Origin of the sequence: Chryseobacterium sp. KCF3-3 (assembly GCF_045865955.1) — a bacterium.
In the GTDB taxonomy this organism is placed as follows: domain Bacteria; phylum Bacteroidota; class Bacteroidia; order Flavobacteriales; family Weeksellaceae; genus Chryseobacterium.
In genome coordinates this window covers 2,450,644-2,475,367 of the sequence record NZ_AP035792.1, presented here as the reverse complement: position 1 = coordinate 2,475,367, position 24,724 = coordinate 2,450,644, and the positions used below count along the sequence as shown (strand labels likewise).

General features: G+C 40.1%; 10 protein-coding genes, 4 tRNA genes and 6 rRNA genes. 2 read left to right on the top strand and 18 right to left on the bottom strand.

Features of this window, described 5'->3' with window-relative positions; all coding sequences use genetic code 11:
- Positions 1 to 110: 110 nt before the first annotated feature.
- The 17 genes from ACKTTZ_RS11085 to folE all read right to left on the bottom strand — a co-directional run bounded on the left by ACKTTZ_RS11085 (position 111) and on the right by folE (position 21,677).
- Complete coding sequence (locus ACKTTZ_RS11085) at positions 111 to 1,106, bottom strand: hypothetical protein (protein ID WP_407848834.1); 996 nt, start codon at positions 1,104 to 1,106, stop codon at positions 111 to 113.
- A 139-nt stretch (positions 1,107 to 1,245) separates the two neighbouring features.
- Positions 1,246 to 3,897, bottom strand: coding sequence for a 4-alpha-glucanotransferase (locus ACKTTZ_RS11080; protein ID WP_407848832.1), 2,652 nt, complete (start codon positions 3,895 to 3,897; stop codon positions 1,246 to 1,248).
- A gap of 126 nt (positions 3,898 to 4,023) precedes the next feature.
- On the bottom strand, positions 4,024 to 5,190 hold the full coding sequence (locus ACKTTZ_RS11075; protein ID WP_407848830.1) for a T9SS type A sorting domain-containing protein: 1,167 nt from the start codon (positions 5,188 to 5,190) through the stop codon (positions 4,024 to 4,026).
- 631 nt (positions 5,191 to 5,821) lie between these two features.
- Positions 5,822 to 5,929 (bottom strand): 5S ribosomal RNA (gene rrf / locus ACKTTZ_RS11070).
- Between the two features lie 155 nt (positions 5,930 to 6,084).
- A 23S ribosomal RNA gene (locus tag ACKTTZ_RS11065) occupies positions 6,085 to 8,841 on the bottom strand.
- A 153-nt stretch (positions 8,842 to 8,994) separates the two neighbouring features.
- Positions 8,995 to 9,068, bottom strand: a tRNA-Ala gene (locus tag ACKTTZ_RS11060).
- 85 nt (positions 9,069 to 9,153) lie between these two features.
- A tRNA-Ile gene (locus tag ACKTTZ_RS11055) sits at positions 9,154 to 9,227 on the bottom strand.
- Between the two features lie 211 nt (positions 9,228 to 9,438).
- Positions 9,439 to 10,955: ribosomal RNA gene (locus tag ACKTTZ_RS11050) — 16S ribosomal RNA — on the bottom strand.
- Between the two features lie 1,206 nt (positions 10,956 to 12,161).
- Positions 12,162 to 12,269: ribosomal RNA gene (gene rrf / locus ACKTTZ_RS11045) — 5S ribosomal RNA — on the bottom strand.
- A 155-nt stretch (positions 12,270 to 12,424) separates the two neighbouring features.
- A 23S ribosomal RNA gene (locus ACKTTZ_RS11040) occupies positions 12,425 to 15,181 on the bottom strand.
- 153 nt (positions 15,182 to 15,334) lie between these two features.
- Positions 15,335 to 15,408 (bottom strand) — tRNA-Ala (locus ACKTTZ_RS11035).
- Between the two features lie 85 nt (positions 15,409 to 15,493).
- Positions 15,494 to 15,567: transfer RNA gene (locus ACKTTZ_RS11030), tRNA-Ile, on the bottom strand.
- 211 nt (positions 15,568 to 15,778) lie between these two features.
- A 16S ribosomal RNA gene (locus tag ACKTTZ_RS11025) occupies positions 15,779 to 17,295 on the bottom strand.
- The 16S, 23S and 5S rRNA genes sit together here with 4 tRNA genes alongside, the layout of an rRNA operon.
- Positions 17,296 to 18,420: 1,125 nt before the next feature.
- Positions 18,421 to 18,549 (bottom strand): hypothetical protein, encoded by a 129-nt coding sequence (locus ACKTTZ_RS11020; RefSeq protein ID WP_407845827.1) that lies wholly within the window; start codon positions 18,547 to 18,549, stop codon positions 18,421 to 18,423.
- 432 nt (positions 18,550 to 18,981) lie between these two features.
- Positions 18,982 to 20,448, bottom strand: coding sequence for a cysteine--tRNA ligase (gene cysS / locus ACKTTZ_RS11015; protein ID WP_407848828.1), 1,467 nt, complete (start codon positions 20,446 to 20,448; stop codon positions 18,982 to 18,984).
- A 125-nt stretch (positions 20,449 to 20,573) separates the two neighbouring features.
- A complete protein-coding gene (locus ACKTTZ_RS11010) occupies positions 20,574 to 21,005 on the bottom strand; it encodes a DinB family protein (RefSeq protein WP_034694810.1) in 432 nt (143 codons plus the stop codon).
- Between the two features lie 6 nt (positions 21,006 to 21,011).
- Positions 21,012 to 21,677: a GTP cyclohydrolase I FolE gene (gene folE, locus ACKTTZ_RS11005; protein ID WP_034694807.1), complete on the bottom strand. Its 666-nt coding sequence runs from the start codon at positions 21,675 to 21,677 to the stop codon at positions 21,012 to 21,014.
- Between the two features lie 101 nt (positions 21,678 to 21,778).
- On the opposite strand from folE, the gene ACKTTZ_RS11000 reads away from it, so the two are divergent.
- Positions 21,779 to 22,930, top strand: a complete 1,152-nt coding sequence (locus tag ACKTTZ_RS11000) for a hypothetical protein (RefSeq protein WP_407848825.1) — start codon at positions 21,779 to 21,781, stop codon at positions 22,928 to 22,930.
- 92 nt (positions 22,931 to 23,022) lie between these two features.
- Positions 23,023 to 23,706: a hypothetical protein gene (locus tag ACKTTZ_RS10995; protein ID WP_034694802.1), complete on the top strand. Its 684-nt coding sequence runs from the start codon at positions 23,023 to 23,025 to the stop codon at positions 23,704 to 23,706.
- A gap of 52 nt (positions 23,707 to 23,758) precedes the next feature.
- Here the strand turns inward: ACKTTZ_RS10995 and metF are convergent, their stop codons facing one another.
- The gene (metF, locus tag ACKTTZ_RS10990) at positions 23,759 to 24,718 is read right to left on the bottom strand and encodes a methylenetetrahydrofolate reductase [NAD(P)H] (protein ID WP_407848823.1); all 960 of its coding nucleotides are present in this window, start codon (positions 24,716 to 24,718) and stop codon (positions 23,759 to 23,761) included.
- Between the last annotated feature and the right edge of the window lie 6 nt (positions 24,719 to 24,724).

The following is a 24,724-nucleotide window of genomic DNA, read 5'->3' as shown; positions in this document are numbered from 1 at the left end:
AATTCATAAATAATGTTAAATTTTAATAAAAATAAATTAACAAAACAGCAAAAAAAAGGACAGATTATAAAAACCTGTCCTTCACACCACTTAAATATAATATATGAAAATTAATTCCTTACTAAACTGCCTCTAAAACCGCCACCGCTATTACCACGGTTCTCTTGTCTTGGTGCAGAATTTTCAGATTTTTGTCTGAAGCCTCCATTATTCCCTCTGAATCCGCCATTATCTTCTCTTTTAGGAGCTTCTCTTCTTACATCACTGTTTCCTCTGAAACCGCCTCCATTATTATTTCTGAAGCCTCCGTTATCGGCATTTCCTCTGTTTCCTCCATTATCAGAATTCCCTCTGAAACCGCCTTCATTGCTGTTTCTGAAACCACCATTACTTTCATTTCTGAAACCGGAATTATTGTTATTTCCGTTATTTCCACGGAACCCTCCTGAGTTTCCATTGCTTCTTGTGTTTCTGAAACCGTTATCTGGTCTGCTGTCTCTTCTGATAATATCAAAAGTAGGATTATCCATTCTGCGGAATCTTGATCGGTCTACCCTGTAAATATTGATATTAATATTTCTATATCTTGGCATTACAGTATATCTCGGTACATAATAAGTTCTTCTGTAATTCTGAAAATACACTATCGGGCTTGAACCTCTGTAATAGTTATTCTGGAAAACTACAAATACTCTTGGTCCTAAGATTCTTTCCAGAGCATAAAACCTGTCATAATACCATCTGTCCGGATTATATCTGTAGAAATTATTCCATGCTGTAAAACTTGCATACAGATTATTCAATCTCATAATCTGATCTACCTGCCATCTGCTTAATCTGTTCTGTACGAAAAATCCGTTCCAGTCTATATTAATAATACTTCCTCTGTAGTCGTTATAATAGCTTTGGTAATAATTACTTGGATAATAGTCCTGAGGATAATTGTAATAATAATCGTCAGGGAAATAACTTCTATCATCTTGATCACTGTAATAACCTCCATCATTCTGATAATAACCATCATCATCCCAACCATTATTCGGATACTGCTGAGCCGACGTTAAAACGCCTAACCCAAGAGCTAATCCCAAAAATATTTTTTTCATCTCTATAGTCGTTAATTGGTTAATATATAGCAGAATATCTTAATTCTATCTTTTTGATACAAATAAAAAAAAGAAGTTAAATCATAAGATCAAACTTCTTTTAAATTATTTATAACTAACTGATAATCAATTGTTAAATTTACATCCTTCCACTATCTTTTACCCAGTGAGCAATTTTATTGTTGAAAGATTTCTGCTCTTTCAGGTCTTCAAGTTTGATATGCATTCTGTAGCGCCAATAATGTGGAAAAACTGCAGGATTGTTGATTCTTTCGTTATCCATTTTCTTATTGGTAAGTTCTGCATCCGTCGCCAGAAACTCCTGAATCGGGAAAATAGCCAGCATAGCTTCATTATATAAATGCTGCTTCATAATGATCTCTGCAAGATGAGGATTGAGATCTTCAGGAGCTTTTCCGTACTGTATCAGCTGTTGGTTGTAATATTTCTGTGTCAATGCAGGATCTTCTTTCCACCATTGTCTCAATGTGGAACTGTCGTGAGAAGAAGCTGTCACCACATTCATATAATTGGCATTCTTAGGATTATAGAATGGAATATTTTCAGAAGGCATTCTCTGTACTTTAAGGGCTATAATAGCCAATTCATCCATCACAATGGGTACGCAGGCAGGAACCATCCCCAGGTCTTCACCGCAGATCAGCATTTTAGTAGCATTCAGGATAACCGGAAGTTTGTCCATAGCCTTTTCAAACCATAAGTGATCCTGTCTTCTGAAGAAGTAATCATGATACAGATCATAAATACTTTTCTGTTCTGATTCAGGAAGGTATTGATAAGATTCCGTATTGTAAACATTGAATCTCGGATGGTAAACTGTTTTCCCGTTTCTTTCTTCTGTTAAAAACAAAACATTGGCACAAAGGGAAACTAATTTTTCTTCAATAGAACCATGTGGTTTTTTCTTAAAAAAGTTAACGAGTTTTCTCTGGGTATCAAATTCTTCTTTGAAAGTATAAGTACCATCTTCATTACGGTTCATAAACTCAAGAGCTTTTCCGCTTTCTTCACCAAAATAATCCCATAAGATCTTATTGTTGATAAAAGGTTTACAGTATCTGTCAAAACTGAACGGAATCTGCCAGGCTTTAAATTCATCCGCTACAATAGGAACAGCCGGATAAAAGTACCCTAAAATTCCCTGTACAGCAGAAATTGGCATTCTCCATATTCTGAAGAATCCTAAAATATGATCAATTCTCATGGCATCAAAATACTGTTCCAATGCTTTGAATCTGTTTTTCCACCATTTGTAATCGTCTGCTTTCATCGCTTCCCAATTGTATGTTGGGAACTCCCAGTTTTGGCCCAGTTCAGTAAACTGGTCAGGAGGTGCACCAGCCTGGAAATCCATACCGAATAATTCCGGTTCTGTCCAGGCTTCTACAGAATATCTGTAAATACCAATGGGAAGATCTCCCTTCAACGAAACTCCCAGGTTATGGGTATAATCAACAGCCTCTTTCAGCTGTACATGTAATTGATATTGTACCCAGGCATGAAGCATTGAGGTATCGTAATCTTTATTTTTCGTTGTAAAAAATTGTGAGATCTTTCCTGCAATATACTTTTTGTGGGTCTTCCACTCGTTGAAATTAGGTGTTTTATATTTGTCTCTCAAAACACAGAACGCAGAATAAGGAACAAGCCAATATTCATTATCCTTGATGAATTTTTTGAAATTTCTGTCTTTATAAATTTTATCCTTTTCCTTGTTGAAAACAGCGGTAAGATATTTCCACTTACCCTCTATCACCTTTTCATAATCAATCAGATCCAGAGCATTTAAATGTTCTTTTTCATATAGATACTCTTTAACTAATTCTTTCGGTAAAGAATAATCAAGACTTTCTAAAGAGATATACTGTGGATGCAAAGCATATACGGATACAGCTGCATAAGGATAAGAATCCGTCCAGGAATAATTAGCTGTTGTATCATTGATCGGAAGAATCTGAATAATTCCAAGATTGGTTTCTTTAGTCCAATCTGCCAGTTTTTTAAGATCTGTAAATTCTCCCACTCCAAATCCGTCTTCACTTCTCAAAGAGAATACGGGAATTGCTACACCGGCATCATGATACATCTGATATCCTTTGAACCTGAAATAATGGTTGGAAACAACCTGCAAAACATCAGATAATTGGTTAGCTACCGTGAATCTGTTTTCTCCGGTTTCTACATCAATAACCCTATTTTCTTTAGTATCGTAAATACAATATTTGAATTGGATAAATTCATTCTCCAGAATTTCAACGGAAGCTTCCCACATTCCAAAATCTGTCTGATTCAGATGAACCACTTTTTCGTAGCTCCAGTTTCCTAAAGATGCTGTACTTCCGAAAAGAACAATCCTCCAATCCGGATTATAAATAGGAGCTTCTATTCTAAAGAGATGGGTATGTTTTTTTAAAACAGTAACTTTTTCAGGAATAAAGTCGTGCAGTTTATTGTAAAGAATTTTATTATTTAAATAATTCTCGGGAAAGTTTTTGTTATTCCATTCATCAAAAATGATAAATTCCTTATAATTATGTGGAAAACTCAGATGATGTCCCACAAATTCTTCCCTTAATACATTTCCTTTTTCATTCACTACTCGATAATGATAGGAAATGAATTTTGAAAAATAGTCTACTTCACATTTCCATACACCATTCTCCGCGTAAAACATAGTATGGACATGTAAGGCATTCTCCTCTTCACCAAATACCAGCTGCAGGTTTTCTCCAGCATTTACAATATATCCTACATTAAAGTATAGTTTCATCTATATTTTTTTATAAAAGTACATTTTAATATCGAAAAATAAAACTTATTGGATATCAAATAATCATTAAAAAACCTTCTCAAAATAATTTGAAAAGGTCTTTATATACTGAATTGTAGCACTCTATTATCTTGTTACCAGAATCTTTTTATTAAATATTATTTTTCCTGATTCATCAGCAATATTCACAATATAAGCTCCTGCTACCAACCCTTTAAGATATACTTTTTCATCCAATGAACCCTCTTTCACAGACAGGTTCTGAGTCATTACATTTTTACCAGCCATATCAAAAATGTTCAGTTTAATGGAACCTTTTACATTGTTATTAATATGAACGTTGATATAATGTTCATCAACTCTTGTTGGATAAATATCAAGATTAGCAGCCAGAGTATTTACTGTTGAAGATTTATCATTAGCAAAATATTTACTTGCTAAATCATAAATATGCAGTCCTTCTTCTCCCGGAAGTTGTTTCGCTTGTAAAGTTGTCAGATCAACCTCGTATAAAGCTCCTCCTTTTGCACTAGCTACTACAACCTTTCCTTGGGCGTTTACTGCGGAACCATTTACTGAATAGTTATCAGGAATACCTGCAATTTTACCTATAAATTTAGCTTTCAAATCTTTGGTCAAGACTTTGAAAACATTTCCTGAAGCTGCAAAAACATAGAAGTTATTATCTGCATCAGCAATCATATCACCTCCAAAACCGGTTTCCATTGCAGTAAATGAATTTCTGCCATTTGAAGGATCATCTTTAATGATTCCTAGATCATTTACATTGTATTGTCCGGCTTCTTTTCTGATTTCTAAAAACTGTGTTCCTGCATTATTTACCGCATAAATGTTTCCGTTATATCCGGTTGCCATTCTGGTAATATGAGAATTAATATCACATGATGATACTCTTGCCACATTATTTTCCACTAAGGTAATTTCTTTTGTCTTTGGATTCAAAACATAAATATTCGAAGAAAACATAGGCATGTATACCAGATTATTATTCGAAGAATCATAGGCAAGAGCAGCTAATGTTACGGCTTGAGAATGATTGTAAGAATTTTTGTCTTCTGCTACAACACCTTTTCTTGTTTGGGAAAATACTTTTGATGAAGATTCGGCAGTAAAAAACTTCTCTCTTGAAGTTCCACTAACCCAATCAATTGCCCTAAAATCGTTGAAAGTAATACTTTGGGTATCTTTTCCTGTAATCGCAAAGAAATCCTGTTGTGCCTGTGCATTCACACCTAATAACAGTAAAAACAGAGGGAATAAATGTTTTTTCATATCATATATTTTTAGATTCGCAATCGTTTTTATCTTACTAAGTTACATAATTTTTGAATTAGAAAATTAAAAATCCCTGGTATTTGAATAAAATTTAAATAGGGACACTGGAGAGATGAAAAATAATGAATGACGAGTTTCGTGATACGAGGTTATGGAGTCAGAATTAGAATGATTGGTTATAAATTTTTGTTCTACTATCTTCTTTATTTCAAGTGTCACATTGCTATACCATTGTGTCATTCCGTAAGAATCAAGGTTCATGTATGAGAGGTTTAAAGGATGTAAGATGACAAAATAATATATAAGTTTTTTTAGCAGTTAGTATCAGCAGTGTCATGCTGAGCGGAATCGAAGCATTTTAATAAGAAGAATATAGGTCAGTAATGTAGTAAAGACAGAAAGCTGGAAGCCTGATGCTGGAAGCAGGAAGCAGGAGGAAGGAAGATAAAGGAGATATGAGCTAGGTAGTTTATTACGTCGCATCTATTACTAATTACTAATTGCCTATTACTCATTGCTTATTGCTCATTGCTTATGTCTTTGTTGGGTTGGTGTAGCTTTGTTGGTGTATGTATATAACAAAAAAACCTTTATCGTAATGATAAAGGTTTTTTAAAAATAAAATAAAAACTGGCGGCGGCCTACTCTCCCGCGTTAGCAGTACCATCGGCGCTGGTGGGCTTAACTTCTGTGTTCGGAATGGGAACAGGTGAGCCCCACCGCTAAAACCACCCTAAAGGTTGTATATAAGGTTGCTGGATGTAGGTAATAGGTTGCAGGTTGTACCTGCTTCCTGATAGCTACCATCTGCTACCTGTTTTAAGCGATAAAAACTTTCACAAAGACAAAACCTTCACTGCGCATAAAGCACTTGGTTTATTAGTAACCATAGACTATAAATCTACGGGTAATTAGTACTACTTGGCTATGACATTACTGTCTTTACACCTATAGCCTATCAACGTCGTCATCTACAACGACCCTTAAAAGATGTCTCATCTTGAGGCGAGTTTCGCACTTATATGCTTTCAGTGCTTATCTCTTCCAAACGTAGCTACTCAGCGGTGCACCTGGCGGTACAACTGATACACCAGAGGTTTGTTCAATTCGGTCCTCTCGTACTAGAATCAAGCCCTCTCAAACATCTAACGCCCGCAATAGATAGAGACCGAACTGTCTCACGACGTTCTGAACCCAGCTCGCGTGCCACTTTAATGGGCGAACAGCCCAACCCTTGGGACCTTCTCCAGCCCCAGGATGTGACGAGCCGACATCGAGGTGCCGAACCTCCCCGTCGATGTGAGCTCTTGGGGGAGACTAGCCTGTTATCCCCGGAGTACCTTTTATCCTATGAGCGATGGCCCTTCCATACGGAACCACCGGATCACTATGTCCTGCTTTCGCACCTGATCGACTTGTAGGTCTCACAGTCAAGCACCCTTATGCCATTACACTCTACGCACGGTTACCAAGCGTGCTGAGGGTACCTTTGAAAGCCTCCGTTACTCTTTTGGAGGCGACCACCCCAGTCAAACTACCCACCACGCAATGTCCTTCTGAAAGAAGTTAGGCTCCAAGTAAGTAAAGGGTGGTATTTCAACGTTGGCTCCACAAACACTAGCGTGCCTGCTTCAAAGCCTCCCACCTATCCTACACATTACTTACTCAAAGTCAATACGAAGTTATAGTAAAGGTTCACAGGGTCTTTTCGTCCCATTGCGGGTAATCGGCATCTTCACCGATACTACAATTTCACCGAGCTCGTGGCTGAGACAGTGCCCAGATCGTTACACCATTCGTGCAGGTCGGAACTTACCCGACAAGGAATTTCGCTACCTTAGGACCGTTATAGTTACGGCCGCCGTTTACTGGGGCTTCAGTTAATGCCTTCGATTTAACTCTAAGCACCTTCCTTAACCTTCCAGCACCGGGCAGGTGTCAGACCCTATACAGCATCTTTCGATTTAGCAGAGTCCTGTGTTTTTGATAAACAGTCGCCTGGGCCTCTTCACTGCGGCCAACATTGCTGTTGGCGTCTCTTCTTCCGAAGTTACGAGACTATTTTGCCTAGTTCCTTAGCCACGACTCACTCGAGCACCTTAGGATTCTCTCCTCGACCACCTGTGTCGGTTTTGGTACGGGTTGCTTCACTTCGGCTTTTCTTGGATCAGATTACACTACAGCAGCTTCGCCCGAAGGCTAGGCCTTGACTATTCCGTCAGTCTCCAGCAGCTACATCCAACCGTCCCCTTTTATTGTGAGCAAGTATGGGAATATTAACCCATTGTCCATCCACTACCCCTTTCGGGTTCGCGTTAGGTCCCGACTAACCCTCAGCTGATTAGCATGGCTGAGGAAGCCTTGGTCTTTCGGTGAGCAGGTTTCTCGCCTGCTTTATCGTTACTTATGCCTACATTTTCTTTTCTATCCGCTCCACAATACCTCACAGTACTGCTTCGGCGCAAATAGAATGCTCTCCTACCAGATATATCTAAAATATAAATCCATAGCTTCGGTAATATGTTTATGCCCGATTATTATCCATGCCGGACCGCTCGACTAGTGAGCTGTTACGCACTCTTTAAATGAATGGCTGCTTCCAAGCCAACATCCTAGCTGTCAATGCAGTCCAACCGCGTTGTTTCAACTTAACATATATTTTGGGACCTTAGCTGTTGGTCTGGGTTCTTTCCCTCTCGGACATGGACCTTAGCACCCATGCCCTCACTGCCGTAGAACATTTATTAGCATTCGGAGTTTGTCAGGAATTGGTAGGCGATGAAACCCCCGCATCCAATCAGTAGCTCTACCTCTAATAAACTTATATACGACGCTGCACCTAAATGCATTTCGGAGAGTACGAGCTATCTCCCAGTTTGATTGGCCTTTCACCCCTACCCACAGGTCATCCGAAGACTTTTCAACGTCAACCGGTTCGGTCCTCCACTCTGTGTTACCAGAGCTTCAACCTGCCCATGGGTAGATCACAAGGTTTCGCGTCTAATCCTACTAACTATGCGCCCTATTCAGACTCGCTTTCGCTCCGGCTCCGGTACTTAATACCTTAACCTCGCTAGTAAAATTAACTCGTAGGCTCATTATGCAAAAGGCACGCCGTCACAGCTTTATGCTGCTCCGACCGCTTGTAGGCGTACGGTTTCAGGTTCTATTTCACCCTTCTATTCGAAGTGCTTTTCACCTTTCCTTCACAGTACTTGTTCACTATCGGTCTTTCAGGAGTATTTAGCCTTGGAGGATGGTCCCCCCATATTCAGACAGGATTTCACGTGTCCCGCCCTACTCATTTATCATCTTAATATGCCTTTCGAGTACAGGATTATCACCTTCTACGATTGTTCTTTCCAGAACATTCCTCTAAACATAAAAAGACTTTTGGGCTAATCCGCTTTCGCTCGCCACTACTTACGGAATCTCTTCGATTTCTTTTCCTCCGGGTACTTAGATGTTTCAGTTCTCCGGGTTTGCTCCTCTTACGAGGTGACATATCTTCAATATGCCGGGTTGCCCCATTCGGATATCTGCGGATCAATTCGTGTGTGCCAATCCCCGCAGCTTTTCGCAGCTTACCACGTCCTTCGTCGCCTCTGAAAGCCTAGGCATCCGCCATACGCCCTTAACGATTTCTTTCCTATTGGTTACTCAAGCGCTTTATGCGCTCGGTTTTCTCTTTGTGATGTCTTTACCGTTAATGTCAATGATCTTAATTTCTTTCTTTCAAACTGATGAACAAATGTTGTTTTTGGCTCCATTCGTAACTTTTAAATCAGTCTTCCAAAACTGTGGAGAATAAGGGAGTCGAACCCTTGACCTCCTGCGTGCAAGGCAGGCGCTCTAGCCAGCTGAGCTAATTCCCCGCTAGTTTAGATGTTAGTAGTTAGAAGTTAGAGATTAGTAAAAACTAACTTCTAATTTCTAGATTCTAACCTCTATTTTAATTAGTAGTCTCGGGCAGGCTCGAACTGCCGACCTCTACATTATCAGTGTAGCGCTCTAACCAGCTGAGCTACGAGACTTTGTTTTAGATGTTAGATTTTAGATACTAGATGTTAGACTAATCTCTAACTTCTAATTTCTAACTTCTTTTCTAAATCTCTTTCCCTATACTAATTTCTAGTGGGTTTTGTATTTTTATATAGCAACCAAACAAAAAACTAAAGCTATTGCTTTAAGTAAGTATATTGTATCTTACGATACTGATTTTGTTTAACGTCTTAAGACGCTCTAAAATGAGATGTTCCAGCCGCACCTTCCGGTACGGCTACCTTGTTACGACTTAGCCCTAGTTACCTGTTTTACCCTAGGCAGCTCCTGTTACGGTCACCGACTTCAGGTACCCCAGACTTCCATGGCTTGACGGGCGGTGTGTACAAGGCCCGGGAACGTATTCACCGCGCCATGGCTGATGCGCGATTACTAGCGATTCCAGCTTCATAGAGTCGAGTTGCAGACTCCAATCCGAACTGAGACCGGCTTTCGAGATTTGCATCACTTCGCAGTGTAGCTACCCTCTGTACCGGCCATTGTATTACGTGTGTGGCCCAAGGCGTAAGGGCCGTGATGATTTGACGTCATCCCCACCTTCCTCTCTACTTGCGTAGGCAGTCTCACTAGAGTCCCCAACTTAATGATGGCAACTAGTGACAGGGGTTGCGCTCGTTGCAGGACTTAACCTAACACCTCACGGCACGAGCTGACGACAACCATGCAGCACCTTGAAAAATGTCCGAAGAAAAGTCTATTTCTAAACCTGTCATTTCCCATTTAAGCCTTGGTAAGGTTCCTCGCGTATCATCGAATTAAACCACATAATCCACCGCTTGTGCGGGCCCCCGTCAATTCCTTTGAGTTTCAAACTTGCGTTCGTACTCCCCAGGTGGCTAACTTATCACTTTCGCTTAGTCTCTGAAGCTTGCGCTCCAAAAACGAGTTAGCATCGTTTACGGCGTGGACTACCAGGGTATCTAATCCTGTTCGCTCCCCACGCTTTCGTCCATCAGCGTCAGTTGTTGCTTAGTAACCTGCCTTCGCAATTGGTGTTCTAAGTAATATCTATGCATTTCACCGCTACACTACTTATTCCAGCTACTTCAACAACACTCAAGACTTGCAGTATCAATGGCAGTTTCACAGTTAAGCTGTGAGATTTCACCACTGACTTACAAATCCGCCTACGGACCCTTTAAACCCAATAAATCCGGATAACGCTTGCACCCTCCGTATTACCGCGGCTGCTGGCACGGAGTTAGCCGGTGCTTATTCGTATAGTACCTTCAGCTAGATACACGTATCTAGGTTTATCCCTATACAAAAGAAGTTTACAACCCATAGGGCCGTCGTCCTTCACGCGGGATGGCTGGATCAGGCTCGCACCCATTGTCCAATATTCCTCACTGCTGCCTCCCGTAGGAGTCTGGTCCGTGTCTCAGTACCAGTGTGGGGGATCACCCTCTCAGGCCCCCTAAAGATCGTAGACTTGGTGAGCCGTTACCTCACCAACTATCTAATCTTGCGCGTGCCCATCTCTATCCACCGGAGTTTTCAATATTAAATGATGCCATTCAATATATTATGGGGTATTAATCTTCCTTTCGAAAGGCTATCCCCCTGATAAAGGCAGGTTGCACACGTGTTCCGCACCCGTACGCCGCTCTCAAGATCCCGAAGAATCTCTACCGCTCGGCTTGCATGTGTTAGGCCTCCCGCTAGCGTTCATCCTGAGCCAGGATCAAACTCTCCATTGTATGTTTGTCTGACTCACTCAAAGTTTTTAACGCTTTAGTTTTTCCTTACTTGGTTGTTATATTGTATGTCAATGATCTTTATATCTTTCGCTTTTTAACGTAGCAATCTTTCTGTCAGTGTTGCTCCGTATTTGCGAGTGCAAAAGTAAAACTTTATTTTGAATTGACCAAATGTTTTTGAAGAAAATTTTAAAGTTTTTTAAGTAACCTTAATTCTTCCTAAACCTTCAATCTCTCTACTCCTGCGCTCCCTCTAATTGGGACTGCAAAGATAATAACTATTTTTTAACTGACAACTTTTTTTATAAAAAAATTAAAGTTTTTTTTTCGTCCTTATCTTATGAAGTATTTCTTTGTTTCTGCCTATCTAAAGGCTCTTCTGCGCTACTGAATGTCTTTCGTTTTTCAGTGGGGCAAAGATAGAAACTTCCCATACACTACGCAACTTTATTTAACATAAAAACACCAAATGTGGAAAACTATTATCATATCTATTTATTATTCAATTATTTAAAGATTAATTATACTTATCCACAATTAGTGCTAATAAACTTGAATAAATGGTATTACTGTATAAAAGCTAGATTCTCTGTTCTAAACTTAATAATGATAAACTGAAATATGTCAAGTACTACTATTATATTTTTAGATTAGTATTGTTTTAAAATAATCAAAAAAATATAGATGGCATGTTTATTATGTATCGCAAAAGATATTAAGCATGAATGTAAAGACATAATAAAGAACAATGGTAGGAATATATGAAAACAGAAGATTGTAGTTCATCTGCACTTTGTAACAAAATCAATATTTATAAGAAGGAAAATAGAAGTGGAACTAAATCAAAAACTAATATGTTTTGGTTTTTAGAAATATAAATATTGTTCTTGATAATTTAAGATTTTACGATTAAGTTTTTATTAGACTCCTACGGAGTGACAGGATTCGGTTGGAATAAAGAATAGTATTGAAGGTAAAGACCCATTGTTGGATAAAGAATGGAAAAACAGAGGGCTGGAAGCAGGAAGCTTGAAGCTTGAGGAAGGAAGACAACGGGGATTAGTCATAGTAACTTATTATCTATTGTTCATTACTCATTGCTTATTACTCATTGCTCATTACTTATTACTTATGGATCTGTTGGTGTATGTATATAACAAAAAAACCTTTATCGTAATGATAAAGGTTTTTTAAAAATAAAATAAAAACTGGCGGCGGCCTACTCTCCCGCGTTAGCAGTACCATCGGCGCTGGTGGGCTTAACTTCTGTGTTCGGAATGGGAACAGGTGAGCCCCACCGCTAAAACCACCCTAAAGGTTGTATATAAGGTTGCTGGATGTAGGTAATAGGTTGCAGGTTGTACCTGCTTCCTGATAGCTACCATCTGCTACCTGTTTTAAGCGATAAAAACTTTCACAAAGACAAAACCTTCACTGCGCATAAAGCACTTGGTTTATTAGTAACCATAGACTATAAATCTACGGGTAATTAGTACTACTTGGCTATGACATTACTGTCTTTACACCTATAGCCTATCAACGTCGTCATCTACAACGACCCTTAAAAGATGTCTCATCTTGAGGCGAGTTTCGCACTTATATGCTTTCAGTGCTTATCTCTTCCAAACGTAGCTACTCAGCGGTGCACCTGGCGGTACAACTGATACACCAGAGGTTTGTTCAATTCGGTCCTCTCGTACTAGAATCAAGCCCTCTCAAACATCTAACGCCCGCAATAGATAGAGACCGAACTGTCTCACGACGTTCTGAACCCAGCTCGCGTGCCACTTTAATGGGCGAACAGCCCAACCCTTGGGACCTTCTCCAGCCCCAGGATGTGACGAGCCGACATCGAGGTGCCGAACCTCCCCGTCGATGTGAGCTCTTGGGGGAGACTAGCCTGTTATCCCCGGAGTACCTTTTATCCTATGAGCGATGGCCCTTCCATACGGAACCACCGGATCACTATGTCCTGCTTTCGCACCTGATCGACTTGTAGGTCTCACAGTCAAGCACCCTTATGCCATTACACTCTACGCACGGTTACCAAGCGTGCTGAGGGTACCTTTGAAAGCCTCCGTTACTCTTTTGGAGGCGACCACCCCAGTCAAACTACCCACCACGCAATGTCCTTCTGAAAGAAGTTAGGCTCCAAGTAAGTAAAGGGTGGTATTTCAACGTTGGCTCCACAAACACTAGCGTGCCTGCTTCAAAGCCTCCCACCTATCCTACACATTACTTACTCAAAGTCAATACGAAGTTATAGTAAAGGTTCACAGGGTCTTTTCGTCCCATTGCGGGTAATCGGCATCTTCACCGATACTACAATTTCACCGAGCTCGTGGCTGAGACAGTGCCCAGATCGTTACACCATTCGTGCAGGTCGGAACTTACCCGACAAGGAATTTCGCTACCTTAGGACCGTTATAGTTACGGCCGCCGTTTACTGGGGCTTCAGTTAATGCCTTCGATTTAACTCTAAGCACCTTCCTTAACCTTCCAGCACCGGGCAGGTGTCAGACCCTATACAGCATCTTTCGATTTAGCAGAGTCCTGTGTTTTTGATAAACAGTCGCCTGGGCCTCTTCACTGCGGCCAACATTGCTGTTGGCGTCTCTTCTTCCGAAGTTACGAGACTATTTTGCCTAGTTCCTTAGCCACGACTCACTCGAGCACCTTAGGATTCTCTCCTCGACCACCTGTGTCGGTTTTGGTACGGGTTGCTTCACTTCGGCTTTTCTTGGATCAGATTACACTACAGCAGCTTCGCCCGAAGGCTAGGCCTTGACTATTCCGTCAGTCTCCAGCAGCTACATCCAACCGTCCCCTTTTATTGTGAGCAAGTATGGGAATATTAACCCATTGTCCATCCACTACCCCTTTCGGGTTCGCGTTAGGTCCCGACTAACCCTCAGCTGATTAGCATGGCTGAGGAAGCCTTGGTCTTTCGGTGAGCAGGTTTCTCGCCTGCTTTATCGTTACTTATGCCTACATTTTCTTTTCTATCCGCTCCACAATACCTCACAGTACTGCTTCGGCGCAAATAGAATGCTCTCCTACCAGATATATCTAAAATATAAATCCATAGCTTCGGTAATATGTTTATGCCCGATTATTATCCATGCCGGACCGCTCGACTAGTGAGCTGTTACGCACTCTTTAAATGAATGGCTGCTTCCAAGCCAACATCCTAGCTGTCAATGCAGTCCAACCGCGTTGTTTCAACTTAACATATATTTTGGGACCTTAGCTGTTGGTCTGGGTTCTTTCCCTCTCGGACATGGACCTTAGCACCCATGCCCTCACTGCCGTAGAACATTTATTAGCATTCGGAGTTTGTCAGGAATTGGTAGGCGATGAAACCCCCGCATCCAATCAGTAGCTCTACCTCTAATAAACTTATATACGACGCTGCACCTAAATGCATTTCGGAGAGTACGAGCTATCTCCCAGTTTGATTGGCCTTTCACCCCTACCCACAGGTCATCCGAAGACTTTTCAACGTCAACCGGTTCGGTCCTCCACTCTGTGTTACCAGAGCTTCAACCTGCCCATGGGTAGATCACAAGGTTTCGCGTCTAATCCTACTAACTATGCGCCCTATTCAGACTCGCTTTCGCTCCGGCTCCGGTACTTAATACCTTAACCTCGCTAGTAAAATTAACTCGTAGGCTCATTATGCAAAAGGCACGCCGTCACAGCTTTATGCTGCTCCGACCGCTTGTAGGCGTACGGTTTCAGGTTCTATTTCACCCTTCTATTCGAAGTGCTTTTCACCTTTCCTTCACAGTACTTGTTCACTATCGGTCTTTCAGGAGTATTTAGCCTTGGAGGATGGTCCCCCCATATTCAGACAGGATTTCACGTGTCCCGCCCTACTCATTTATCATCTTAATATGCCTTTCGAGTACAGGATTATCACCTTCTACGATTGTTCTTTCCAGAACATTCCTCTAAACATAAAAAGACTTTTGGGCTAATCCGCTTTCGCTCGCCACTACTTACGGAATCTCTTCGATTTCTTTTCCTCCGGGTACTTAGATGTTTCAGTTCTCCGGGTTTGCTCCTCTTACGAGGTGACATATCTTCAATATGCCGGGTTGCCCCATTCGGATATCTGCGGATCAATTCGTGTGTGCCAATCCCCGCAGCTTTTCGCAGCTTACCACGTCCTTCGTCGCCTCTGAAAGCCTAGGCATCCGCCATACGCCCTTAACGATTTCTTTCCTATTGGTTACTCAAGCGCTTTATGCGCTCGGTTTTCTCTTTGTGATGTCTTTACCGTTAATGTCAATGATCTTAATTTCTTTCTTTCAAACTGATGAACAAATGTTGTTTTTGGCTCCATTCGTAACTTTTAAATCAGTCTTCCAAAACTGTGGAGAATAAGGGAGTCGAACCCTTGACCTCCTGCGTGCAAGGCAGGCGCTCTAGCCAGCTGAGCTAATTCCCCGCTAGTTTAGATGTTAGTAGTTAGAAGTTAGAGATTAGTAAAAACTAACTTCTAATTTCTAGATTCTAACCTCTATTTTAATTAGTAGTCTCGGGCAGGCTCGAACTGCCGACCTCTACATTATCAGTGTAGCGCTCTAACCAGCTGAGCTACGAGACTTTGTTTTAGATGTTAGATTTTAGATACTAGATGTTAGACTAATCTCTAACTTCTAATTTCTAACTTCTTTTCTAAATCTCTTTCCCTATACTAATTTCTAGTGGGTTTTGTATTTTTATATAGCAACCAAACAAAAAACTAAAGCTATTGCTTTAAGTAAGTATATTGTATCTTACGATACTGATTTTGTTTAACGTCTTAAGACGCTCTAAAATGAGATGTTCCAGCCGCACCTTCCGGTACGGCTACCTTGTTACGACTTAGCCCTAGTTACCTGTTTTACCCTAGGCAGCTCCTGTTACGGTCACCGACTTCAGGTACCCCAGACTTCCATGGCTTGACGGGCGGTGTGTACAAGGCCCGGGAACGTATTCACCGCGCCATGGCTGATGCGCGATTACTAGCGATTCCAGCTTCATAGAGTCGAGTTGCAGACTCCAATCCGAACTGAGACCGGCTTTCGAGATTTGCATCACTTCGCAGTGTAGCTACCCTCTGTACCGGCCATTGTATTACGTGTGTGGCCCAAGGCGTAAGGGCCGTGATGATTTGACGTCATCCCCACCTTCCTCTCTACTTGCGTAGGCAGTCTCACTAGAGTCCCCAACTTAATGATGGCAACTAGTGACAGGGGTTGCGCTCGTTGCAGGACTTAACCTAACACCTCACGGCACGAGCTGACGACAACCATGCAGCACCTTGAAAAATGTCCGAAGAAAAGTCTATTTCTAAACCTGTCATTTCCCATTTAAGCCTTGGTAAGGTTCCTCGCGTATCATCGAATTAAACCACATAATCCACCGCTTGTGCGGGCCCCCGTCAATTCCTTTGAGTTTCAAACTTGCGTTCGTACTCCCCAGGTGGCTAACTTATCACTTTCGCTTAGTCTCTGAAGCTTGCGCTCCAAAAACGAGTTAGCATCGTTTACGGCGTGGACTACCAGGGTATCTAATCCTGTTCGCTCCCCACGCTTTCGTCCATCAGCGTCAGTTGTTGCTTAGTAACCTGCCTTCGCAATTGGTGTTCTAAGTAATATCTATGCATTTCACCGCTACACTACTTATTCCAGCTACTTCAACAACACTCAAGACTTGCAGTATCAATGGCAGTTTCACAGTTAAGCTGTGAGATTTCACCACTGACTTACAAATCCGCCTACGGACCCTTTAAACCCAATAAATCCGGATAACGCTTGCACCCTCCGTATTACCGCGGCTGCTGGCACGGAGTTAGCCGGTGCTTATTCGTATAGTACCTTCAGCTAGATACACGTATCTAGGTTTATCCCTATACAAAAGAAGTTTACAACCCATAGGGCCGTCGTCCTTCACGCGGGATGGCTGGATCAGGCTCGCACCCATTGTCCAATATTCCTCACTGCTGCCTCCCGTAGGAGTCTGGTCCGTGTCTCAGTACCAGTGTGGGGGATCACCCTCTCAGGCCCCCTAAAGATCGTAGACTTGGTGAGCCGTTACCTCACCAACTATCTAATCTTGCGCGTGCCCATCTCTATCCACCGGAGTTTTCAATATCAAATGATGCCATTCAATATATTATGGGGTATTAATCTTCCTTTCGAAAGGCTATCCCCCTGATAAAGGCAGGTTGCACACGTGTTCCGCACCCGTACGCCGCTCTCAAGATCCCGAAGAATCTCTACCGCTCGGCTTGCATGTGTTAGGCCTCCCGCTAGCGTTCATCCTGAGCCAGGATCAAACTCTCCATTGTATGTTTGTCTGACTCACTCAAAGTTTTTAACGCTTTAGTTTTTCCTTACTTGGTTGTTATATTGCATGTCAATGATCTTTATATCTTTCGCTTTTTAACGTAGCAATCTTTCTGTCAGTGTTGCTCCGTATTTGCGAGTGCAAAAGTAAAACTTTATTTTGAATTGACCAAATGTTTTTGAAGAAAATTTTAAAGTTTTTTAAGTAACCTTAATTCTTCCTAAACCTTCAATCTATCTACTCCTGCACTCCCTCTAATTGGGACTGCAAAGATAATAACTATTTTTTAACTGACAACTTTTTTTATAAAAAAATTAAAGTTTTTTTTCGTCCTTATCTTATGAAGTATTTCTTTGTTTCTGCCTATCTAAAGGCTCTTCTGCGCTACTGAATGTCTTTCGTTTTTCAGTGGGGCAAAGATAGAAACTTCACACACACTACGCAACTTTATTTAACTTAAATTTTACCTTTTATTAATATTTAAACCTAATACACTGGAACGCAGGGAGAAAAATTTCAAACATTTGTTTGGAGGATCGGGGGAGTGTGAGAGTGTGGGAGGGTTTGAGAGAGTGAGAGGGGATGATTCGAAGGGCGGGAGGCGGGGTTTTGGGGTGTGGAGGGATCAAAATAATGGGTATATAATTATATATAGAATAGCTTTTTTAAATTAATAGCCTATATATAAGTTTTGGCTAAAGCCGGCTTAAGGAGTTATTTTTTACTAAACGGGCTAAAGCCCGTTCCTATTGAATAGTTATAATGAACCACAGATGACACAGATTGACACAGAGAAGATGTTTGCTTTTATAGTATATATAATATAAAGTAATAAGATGTAACTCCTATACCCGTAATTAAAATGCTTCGACTCTGCTCAGCATGACACTGCTAATACTAACTGATAAAATGCCTTAGACATTATACTGTCATTTCACTTTCCTTTATTAAAACTCTCGTAAAGAAGTTGGGATGCCTGCGCAATGACACAAGGGGAATAACGGTATATCTCTACACTCGTTATTTTATAGAATTTATAGATTTAGCTCCTATACCCGTAATTAAAATGCTTCGACTCTGCTCAGCATGACACTAGCTAATACTAACTGTTAAAATGCCTTAGACATTATACTGCCATTTTACTTCCTTTAAGACTCTCGTAAAGAAGTTGGGATGCCTGAGGAATGACACAAGGGAAATAGAGATTGATACTCAATAACCAGCTTCCATAGAAATCAGCAAGATGAGAATTCAATACAAATGTTCCTTTTCTACCGGGAAACCCGAAACCCGTAACACAATAACCCGAACCTCATCATTCATCATTCATAATTCATCATTTATAATTCCCCCTCCCCTAGCCCTGATAGTAATGGTTACCCCGCAGCTGGGGTTGGAGGGTGGATGGGTTTGGGCGTGGGAGACCCTTCGGCTTCGCTCAGGGTGACAGCGTGGGAGAGCGCTGGCGCGAGGAGTATGAATGGATAGCAGGATGAAGCTCCTAATAAAGTTTGAGAGTTGGAGAGTTGGAGAGTTTGAGGGTTTGAGGGTTATAGAAAAAGGTGGGGAATTGAAATAAGGGAGGGTGAAATGCCAATGCTTTTTGAGGGGTAATAAAAAAACATTCCGTAAGAATCCTAAATATGTGGGACTCCTACGGAATGTGGATAAAACGAAGTTTATATTTTTAGTTCAGAACGTATGATGTTCCGTCTCTTCCATCTTTTAATTCGATACCTTCTGCAAGCAGTTTATCTCTGATCTGGTCTGAAAGTTCAAAGTTTTTGGATTTTCTTGCCTGATTTCTCAATTCGATCAAAACTTTTAGGGTCTGATCCAGCTTTTCATTGTTATTCTCTTCTACAGTCTGCAATCCTAAAACATCAAAGATAAAGGCATTGAGAGTAGTTTTCAAATCTTCAAGATCTTCTGTTGAGACTGTTTCCTTACCATCATTTAAAGCAAAGATGTATTTCACTGCTTCAAACAGGTGAGCAATCAGGATTGGTGAATTGAAATCGTCTGTTAAAGCATCATAGGCTTTATCTTTCCACTCTTTCAGGCTGAAACCGGATTGTTTTGTGTCATCAGGAGTAATTGTATTCAATACTTTTACGGCTTCCATCAGTCTGATAAATCCTTTTTCGCTGGCTATCATGGCATCGTTTGAAATATCCAGAACACTTCTGTAGTGTGCCTGCAGGAAGCAGAAACGTACAATTGAAGGATGGAATGGTTTTTCAAAGAAGTCATTATCTCCTGTCACTAACTGCATCGGAAGGATATAGTTCCCTGTAGATTTGCTCATACGCTGAGAATTCATCGTCAGCATATTGGCATGCATCCAGTAATTTACCGGTGCGGCATCGTTGCAAGCTTTCCCTTGTGCAATTTCACATTCGTGGTGGGGGAATTTAAGGTCCATTCCTCCTCCATGGATATCGAATGTTTCACCCAGATATTTAGTACTCATCGCAGTACATTCAAGGTGCCATCCCGGGAAACCTTCTCCCCAAGGGGAATTCCATCTCATGATGTGAGCTGGGGATGCTTTTTTCCACAATGCAAAATCCTGTGGGTTTTTCTTTTCTCCCTGACCGTCAAGGTCTCTGGTATTGGCGAAAAGCTCTTCTATATTACGTTTTGAAAGTTCACCATAGTTCAGTCCTCTCTTGTTGTATTCTAATACATCAAAATATACTGAGCCGTTGCTTTCGTAAGCAAAGCCTCTTTCAATTAGTTTTTGAGTTAATTCGATCTGCTCTACAATATGTCCTGTAGCGGTAGGCTCGATATTTGGAGGGAGTAAGTTAAACATATCCAGTACTTTGCGGAAATCTACGGTGTATTTCTGTACAATTTCCATAGGCTCCAGCTTTTCAAGTCTGGTTTGTTTTACGAATCTGTCGTTATCAACATTTCCATCATCGGTAAGGTGACCTGCATCAGTAATATTTCTTACATATCTTACTTTATACCCCAAATGCATCAGGGTACGGTAGATAAAGTCGAAAGAAAGGAAAGTTCTTACATTTCCCAAATGCACATTGCTGTACACGGTAGGTCCGCAGACATACATTCCGACATTTCCTTCTAAGATAGGTTTGAATATTTCTTTTTCTGCTGTAAGCGAGTTATATATTTTTAATTGCATTTATTTTTAAGTTAAAAGATTTAATGATTTTAAAGATTCAAAATTGAGTTAAAAATTACATCTGTCACAACAAATAATTGTTGTGATAAAAATCTTATCTGAAACTTTTTTAAATTTTATCATAATTAAATCGCTTTTAAATGATGCTGTAAATGATCTACATAATCATCGATAATAAACTCCAATGTATAGACCCGAGGTTCTGTTTTGGTAGTATCACAGGTTCTCTGTAATGCTTCATCCGGGATATTTTCTACGATATGAACAATCTGGTAGTTCAAAGATTTCCACAGGTCAATAAGATCTGAGGTAGGAACATTCTGATAGTTCTGAGCTTTTACCCAAAAATTCTGGTCGTATACAATATTTTCGTTTTCTTTATATTGTGTCACAACAAATCTACGGATATTTGTAAAAGCGCTGTCACAAAGATGACCAATAATTTCTTTTTTGGACCATTTTTCTGAAGAACCCTTACGTGACCATTCTTCTTCAGTGATATTTTGAAATCTCTGAAGCTCGGCATCGATAATATTTCGAAGAATCTGGTAATTCATTATTTCTTAATCCAGTTTTGCATGGCTTCCTACGTAATGTAAAAATTCCTGTCTTGTAATAGGGTTTGTTCTGAAAATACCACTTAGTTCTGCAGTAATGGTAGAACTTGCCGTATCTTTTATTCCTCTGCAGTTTACACAAAGGTGTTTTGCATCAATAATACACGCTACGTCTTTTGTTCCCAAAGCTTCTTTCAAAGCATCTACAATCTGCATGGTAAGTCTTTCCTGAACCTGTGGTCTTTTCGCATAGTAATCTACAATTCTGTTAATTTTTGAAAGGCCGATTACTTCCCCATTAGAAATATAAGCAACATGTGCTCTTCCTATGATGGGTAAAAAGTGGTGTTCGCAGAAAGAATATACGGTGATGTCCTTCTCTACCAACATCTGGCGGTATTTGTATTTGTTGGAGAACGTGGAGATTCCTGGTTTGTTTTCAGGAAGAAGTCCTCCGAAGATCTCGTTCACATACATTTTGGCAACACGTCTTGGAGAGTCTTTCAGAGAATCATCTGTCATGTCCATTCCCAGCGTTTCCATGATCTCGCCAAAAAGCTCAGTAATTTTTTCAATTTTTTCCTGTGGCGATTTATCAAAAGCATCTTCCCTTATAGGCGTATGTTCTTTTCCAGTGAAAATATCATCGTCGTTATCAGTAAAATCAACCATTTTTATTTAATTTGCAGCAAAAATACGGATAATATCTTTTTGTCTATTTCAAATAAGATGAAAAACATTATCTTTTATAGCCATTTCTTATAAAAAAACATATGATTATTGTCGAAGAAGTACAAAACCAACTCCATAAAAGGGAATTTCTGGAATTCCCGGCCCGCCTTTATCAACACGACAAAAATTATATCCGTCCTTTAGATAAACATATTGAGGAGATTTTTGATCCTGCCAAGAATAAATTCTTTAAAAACGGAGAATGTAAAAGGTTTCTGTTTAAAAAGAATGGCAACACCGTTGGGAAAGTAGCTGTTTTTATAAACAGCTGTTATGAGCAAAAGCAGCCTACCGGAGGAATGGGGTTTTTCGACTGTATCAATGATCAGGAAACGGCCAATTTTATTTTTGACCATTGTAAAAACTGGCTTCAGGAAAAAGGAATTGAGGCGATGGATGGACCTATCAATTTTGGAGAGCGGGATAAATTCTGGGGTCTTTTGATTGAAGGTTTTGCTGAGCCTTTGTTTGGAATGAATTACAACTTTCCTTATTACAAAGATCTGTTTGAGAATTATGGTTTTCAGATTTATTTTGAACAGCTTTGTTTTACCAGACCTGTTTTTGCGGAAGTTTCGAGGATCTTTACCATTGCACATGAAAAGAACAGAAGAAACCCTGCAATCTCAGCTCAACCTATGAAAAAGAATAATCTGCCCAAGTTTGCCAGGGACTTTACAGAAGTTTATAATAAAGCATGGGCTTCGCATGGGGAAGGAAAACATCTTGAAGAAGCAAAGGTTCTGAAGATGTTCAACACTATGAAACCTATTATCAATGAGCATATTTCATGGTTTGTATATGAAAATGAGACCCCTATTGCGATGTGGATTAATATGCCAGACCTCAACCAGTGGTTTAAATATCTGAATGGGAAATTCGGGATTTTTGAAAAGCTTAAATTTTTGTTTTTAAAGCGTTTTAAAAAGAATGAAAAAATGGTGGGACTTGTTTTTGGAGTTGTTCCCGAATGGCAAAAGAAAGGCATTGACGGGTATATGATCTGGGAAGGGACTCAACATTTGAGAAAACATACGGATTTTACGACTACGGAACTACAGTGGATTGGTGATTTTAATCCTAAAATGATTAAGATTGCAGAGGCTCTTGAAACTACGGTTACCCGGAAGTTGGCTACCTATAGATATTTATTTGACAGGAGTAAGGAGTTTGAGAGACATCCGAATTTATAACTCGAGAACAATTATTTCTTTTCACATAAATTGATGGAATAGTTGTAATTTTGAAAATATTTTATTGAACAAACTAACTAAAACTATGTACAATGAGAAAAATAATTATAAACATCTTATTTATATCAGCTATTCCTCTGTCTGCACAGCAGATGAATACATTGAGCTATGACGGATCACGTTTACTAAATCATACCTTCTATCAAAACGGAGATTCTAACAGTAAAGGAATAAGCTATGACGACATCCAAGGCAGCCCTTACTATGAAAAAGCATTTTCCCCCGCTAAATTTATCGCAGGCAACAGAGAAGAATCTGCTGTAGCACGTTATAACACTTATTTCGACGAAGTTGAATTTAAAAAAGATGAAGAAACGTATTCTTTAGTTCCGGACAGTCCTTTTACAAGAATTGAATTTACCAGAACAAAAGAAATATTAGTAAAAATTGATACTGGTGATGATCTAAAGGGGTACTTTTTTGAACTTGCAGGAGGTAAAAATGCGCTTTTAAAAAAAGTAAAAACAGAGTTTAAGAATGCTGTTTCTGCAAAAAACTCATATGAAATAGACAGACCTGCGAGCTTTAATGCAAAGGATCCTATTTACTATATCAAAACAGAATCAGGATTTATTAAGAATCCAAAAAAAATAAAAGAGATAGCAGAAGCTTTCCCATCAAAAAAAGATGAGATTGAAAAGTTCGTAAAATCTAATAATATCAAAATTAATAAAGAAGCGGACCTCATCAAACTGGTTAAATTCTTAAATCAATAAAAAATAAACCCCTGTGAAATTTCACAGGGGTTCCTTCATTTTGGTACTTTTATTAGAATAGCTCACCGGCTACTTTTTTAATATTATCACTCTTCCCCATTGAGTAGAAGTGCAGAACAGGAACTCCGAAATCCAGTAATTCTTTGCATTGAGCAATGGACCATTCTATTCCGATTTGTTTTACAGCTTCATTATTCTTTGCATTTTCTACTTCATTGATCAGTTCTTCGGGAAGATCTATTTTGAATACCTGTGGCAGGATTTTCAAGTGTTTCTTTGTTGCAATCGGTTTAATTCCCGGAATGATTGGAACCGTGATTCCCATTTCTCTTGCTTTCTGAACGAATTCAATATACTTTTTATTGTCAAAAAACATTTGGGTAACGATATAATCTGCTCCGGCGTCTACTTTTTGCTTCAGCCACTTCAGGTCATAATTCATGGAAGGGGCCTCCATATGCTTTTCCGGATATCCTGCAACACCAATGCAGAACTTGTTAAGTTCATCACAAACCTGTTCTTCATTATGAAGATACTTTCCTCTTCCAAGGTTATTGATCTGGTCTACAAGATCCATGGCACTGGCATGCCCTCCCTGAGTAGGTTCAAAATACTGATGCCCTTTCATGGCATCTCCTCTTAGGGCCATTACATTATCTATTCCAAGGTACATACAGTCTACCAGAAGATATTCTGTTTCTTCTTTTGTAAAACCTCCGCAAAGAAGATGCGGAACTGTATCTACATTATATTTATGTTGAATAGCAGCACAGATTCCCAGTGTTCCCGGGCGCATTCTTGTAATACGGCGTTCCATCAGACCATTCCCTTTGTCTAGGTAGATATATTCTTCTCTGGATGTTGTAACATCTATGAAAGGTGGTTTGAATTCCATCAACGGATCTATATTGGTATAGAGGTCTTCAATTCCGATTCCTTTCTGTGGCGGAACAACTTCTAAGGAGAATAAAGTTTTTCCATTTGCATTTTTAATGTGTTCTGTTATCTTCATGTCAAT

Bases quoted from the DNA above. Each gene is read 5' to 3' on its own strand.
- ACKTTZ_RS11085 (WP_407848834.1), bottom strand. From the start codon at position 1,106: ATGAAAAAAATATTTTTGGGATTAGCTCTTGGGTTAGGCGTTTTAACG.
- ACKTTZ_RS11080 (WP_407848832.1), bottom strand. From the start codon at position 3,897: ATGAAACTATACTTTAATGTAGGATATATTGTAAATGCTGGAGAAAAC.
- ACKTTZ_RS11075 (WP_407848830.1), bottom strand. From the start codon at position 5,190: ATGAAAAAACATTTATTCCCTCTGTTTTTACTGTTATTAGGTGTGAAT.
- cysS (WP_407848828.1), bottom strand. From the start codon at position 20,448: ATGCAATTAAAAATATATAACTCGCTTACAGCAGAAAAAGAAATATTC.
- ACKTTZ_RS11010 (WP_034694810.1), bottom strand. From the start codon at position 21,005: ATGAATTACCAGATTCTTCGAAATATTATCGATGCCGAGCTTCAGAGA.
- folE (WP_034694807.1), bottom strand. From the start codon at position 21,677: ATGGTTGATTTTACTGATAACGACGATGATATTTTCACTGGAAAAGAA.
- ACKTTZ_RS11000 (WP_407848825.1), top strand. From the start codon at position 21,779: ATGATTATTGTCGAAGAAGTACAAAACCAACTCCATAAAAGGGAATTT.
- ACKTTZ_RS10995 (WP_034694802.1), top strand. From the start codon at position 23,023: ATGAGAAAAATAATTATAAACATCTTATTTATATCAGCTATTCCTCTG.
- metF (WP_407848823.1), bottom strand. From the start codon at position 24,718: ATGAAGATAACAGAACACATTAAAAATGCAAATGGAAAAACTTTATTC.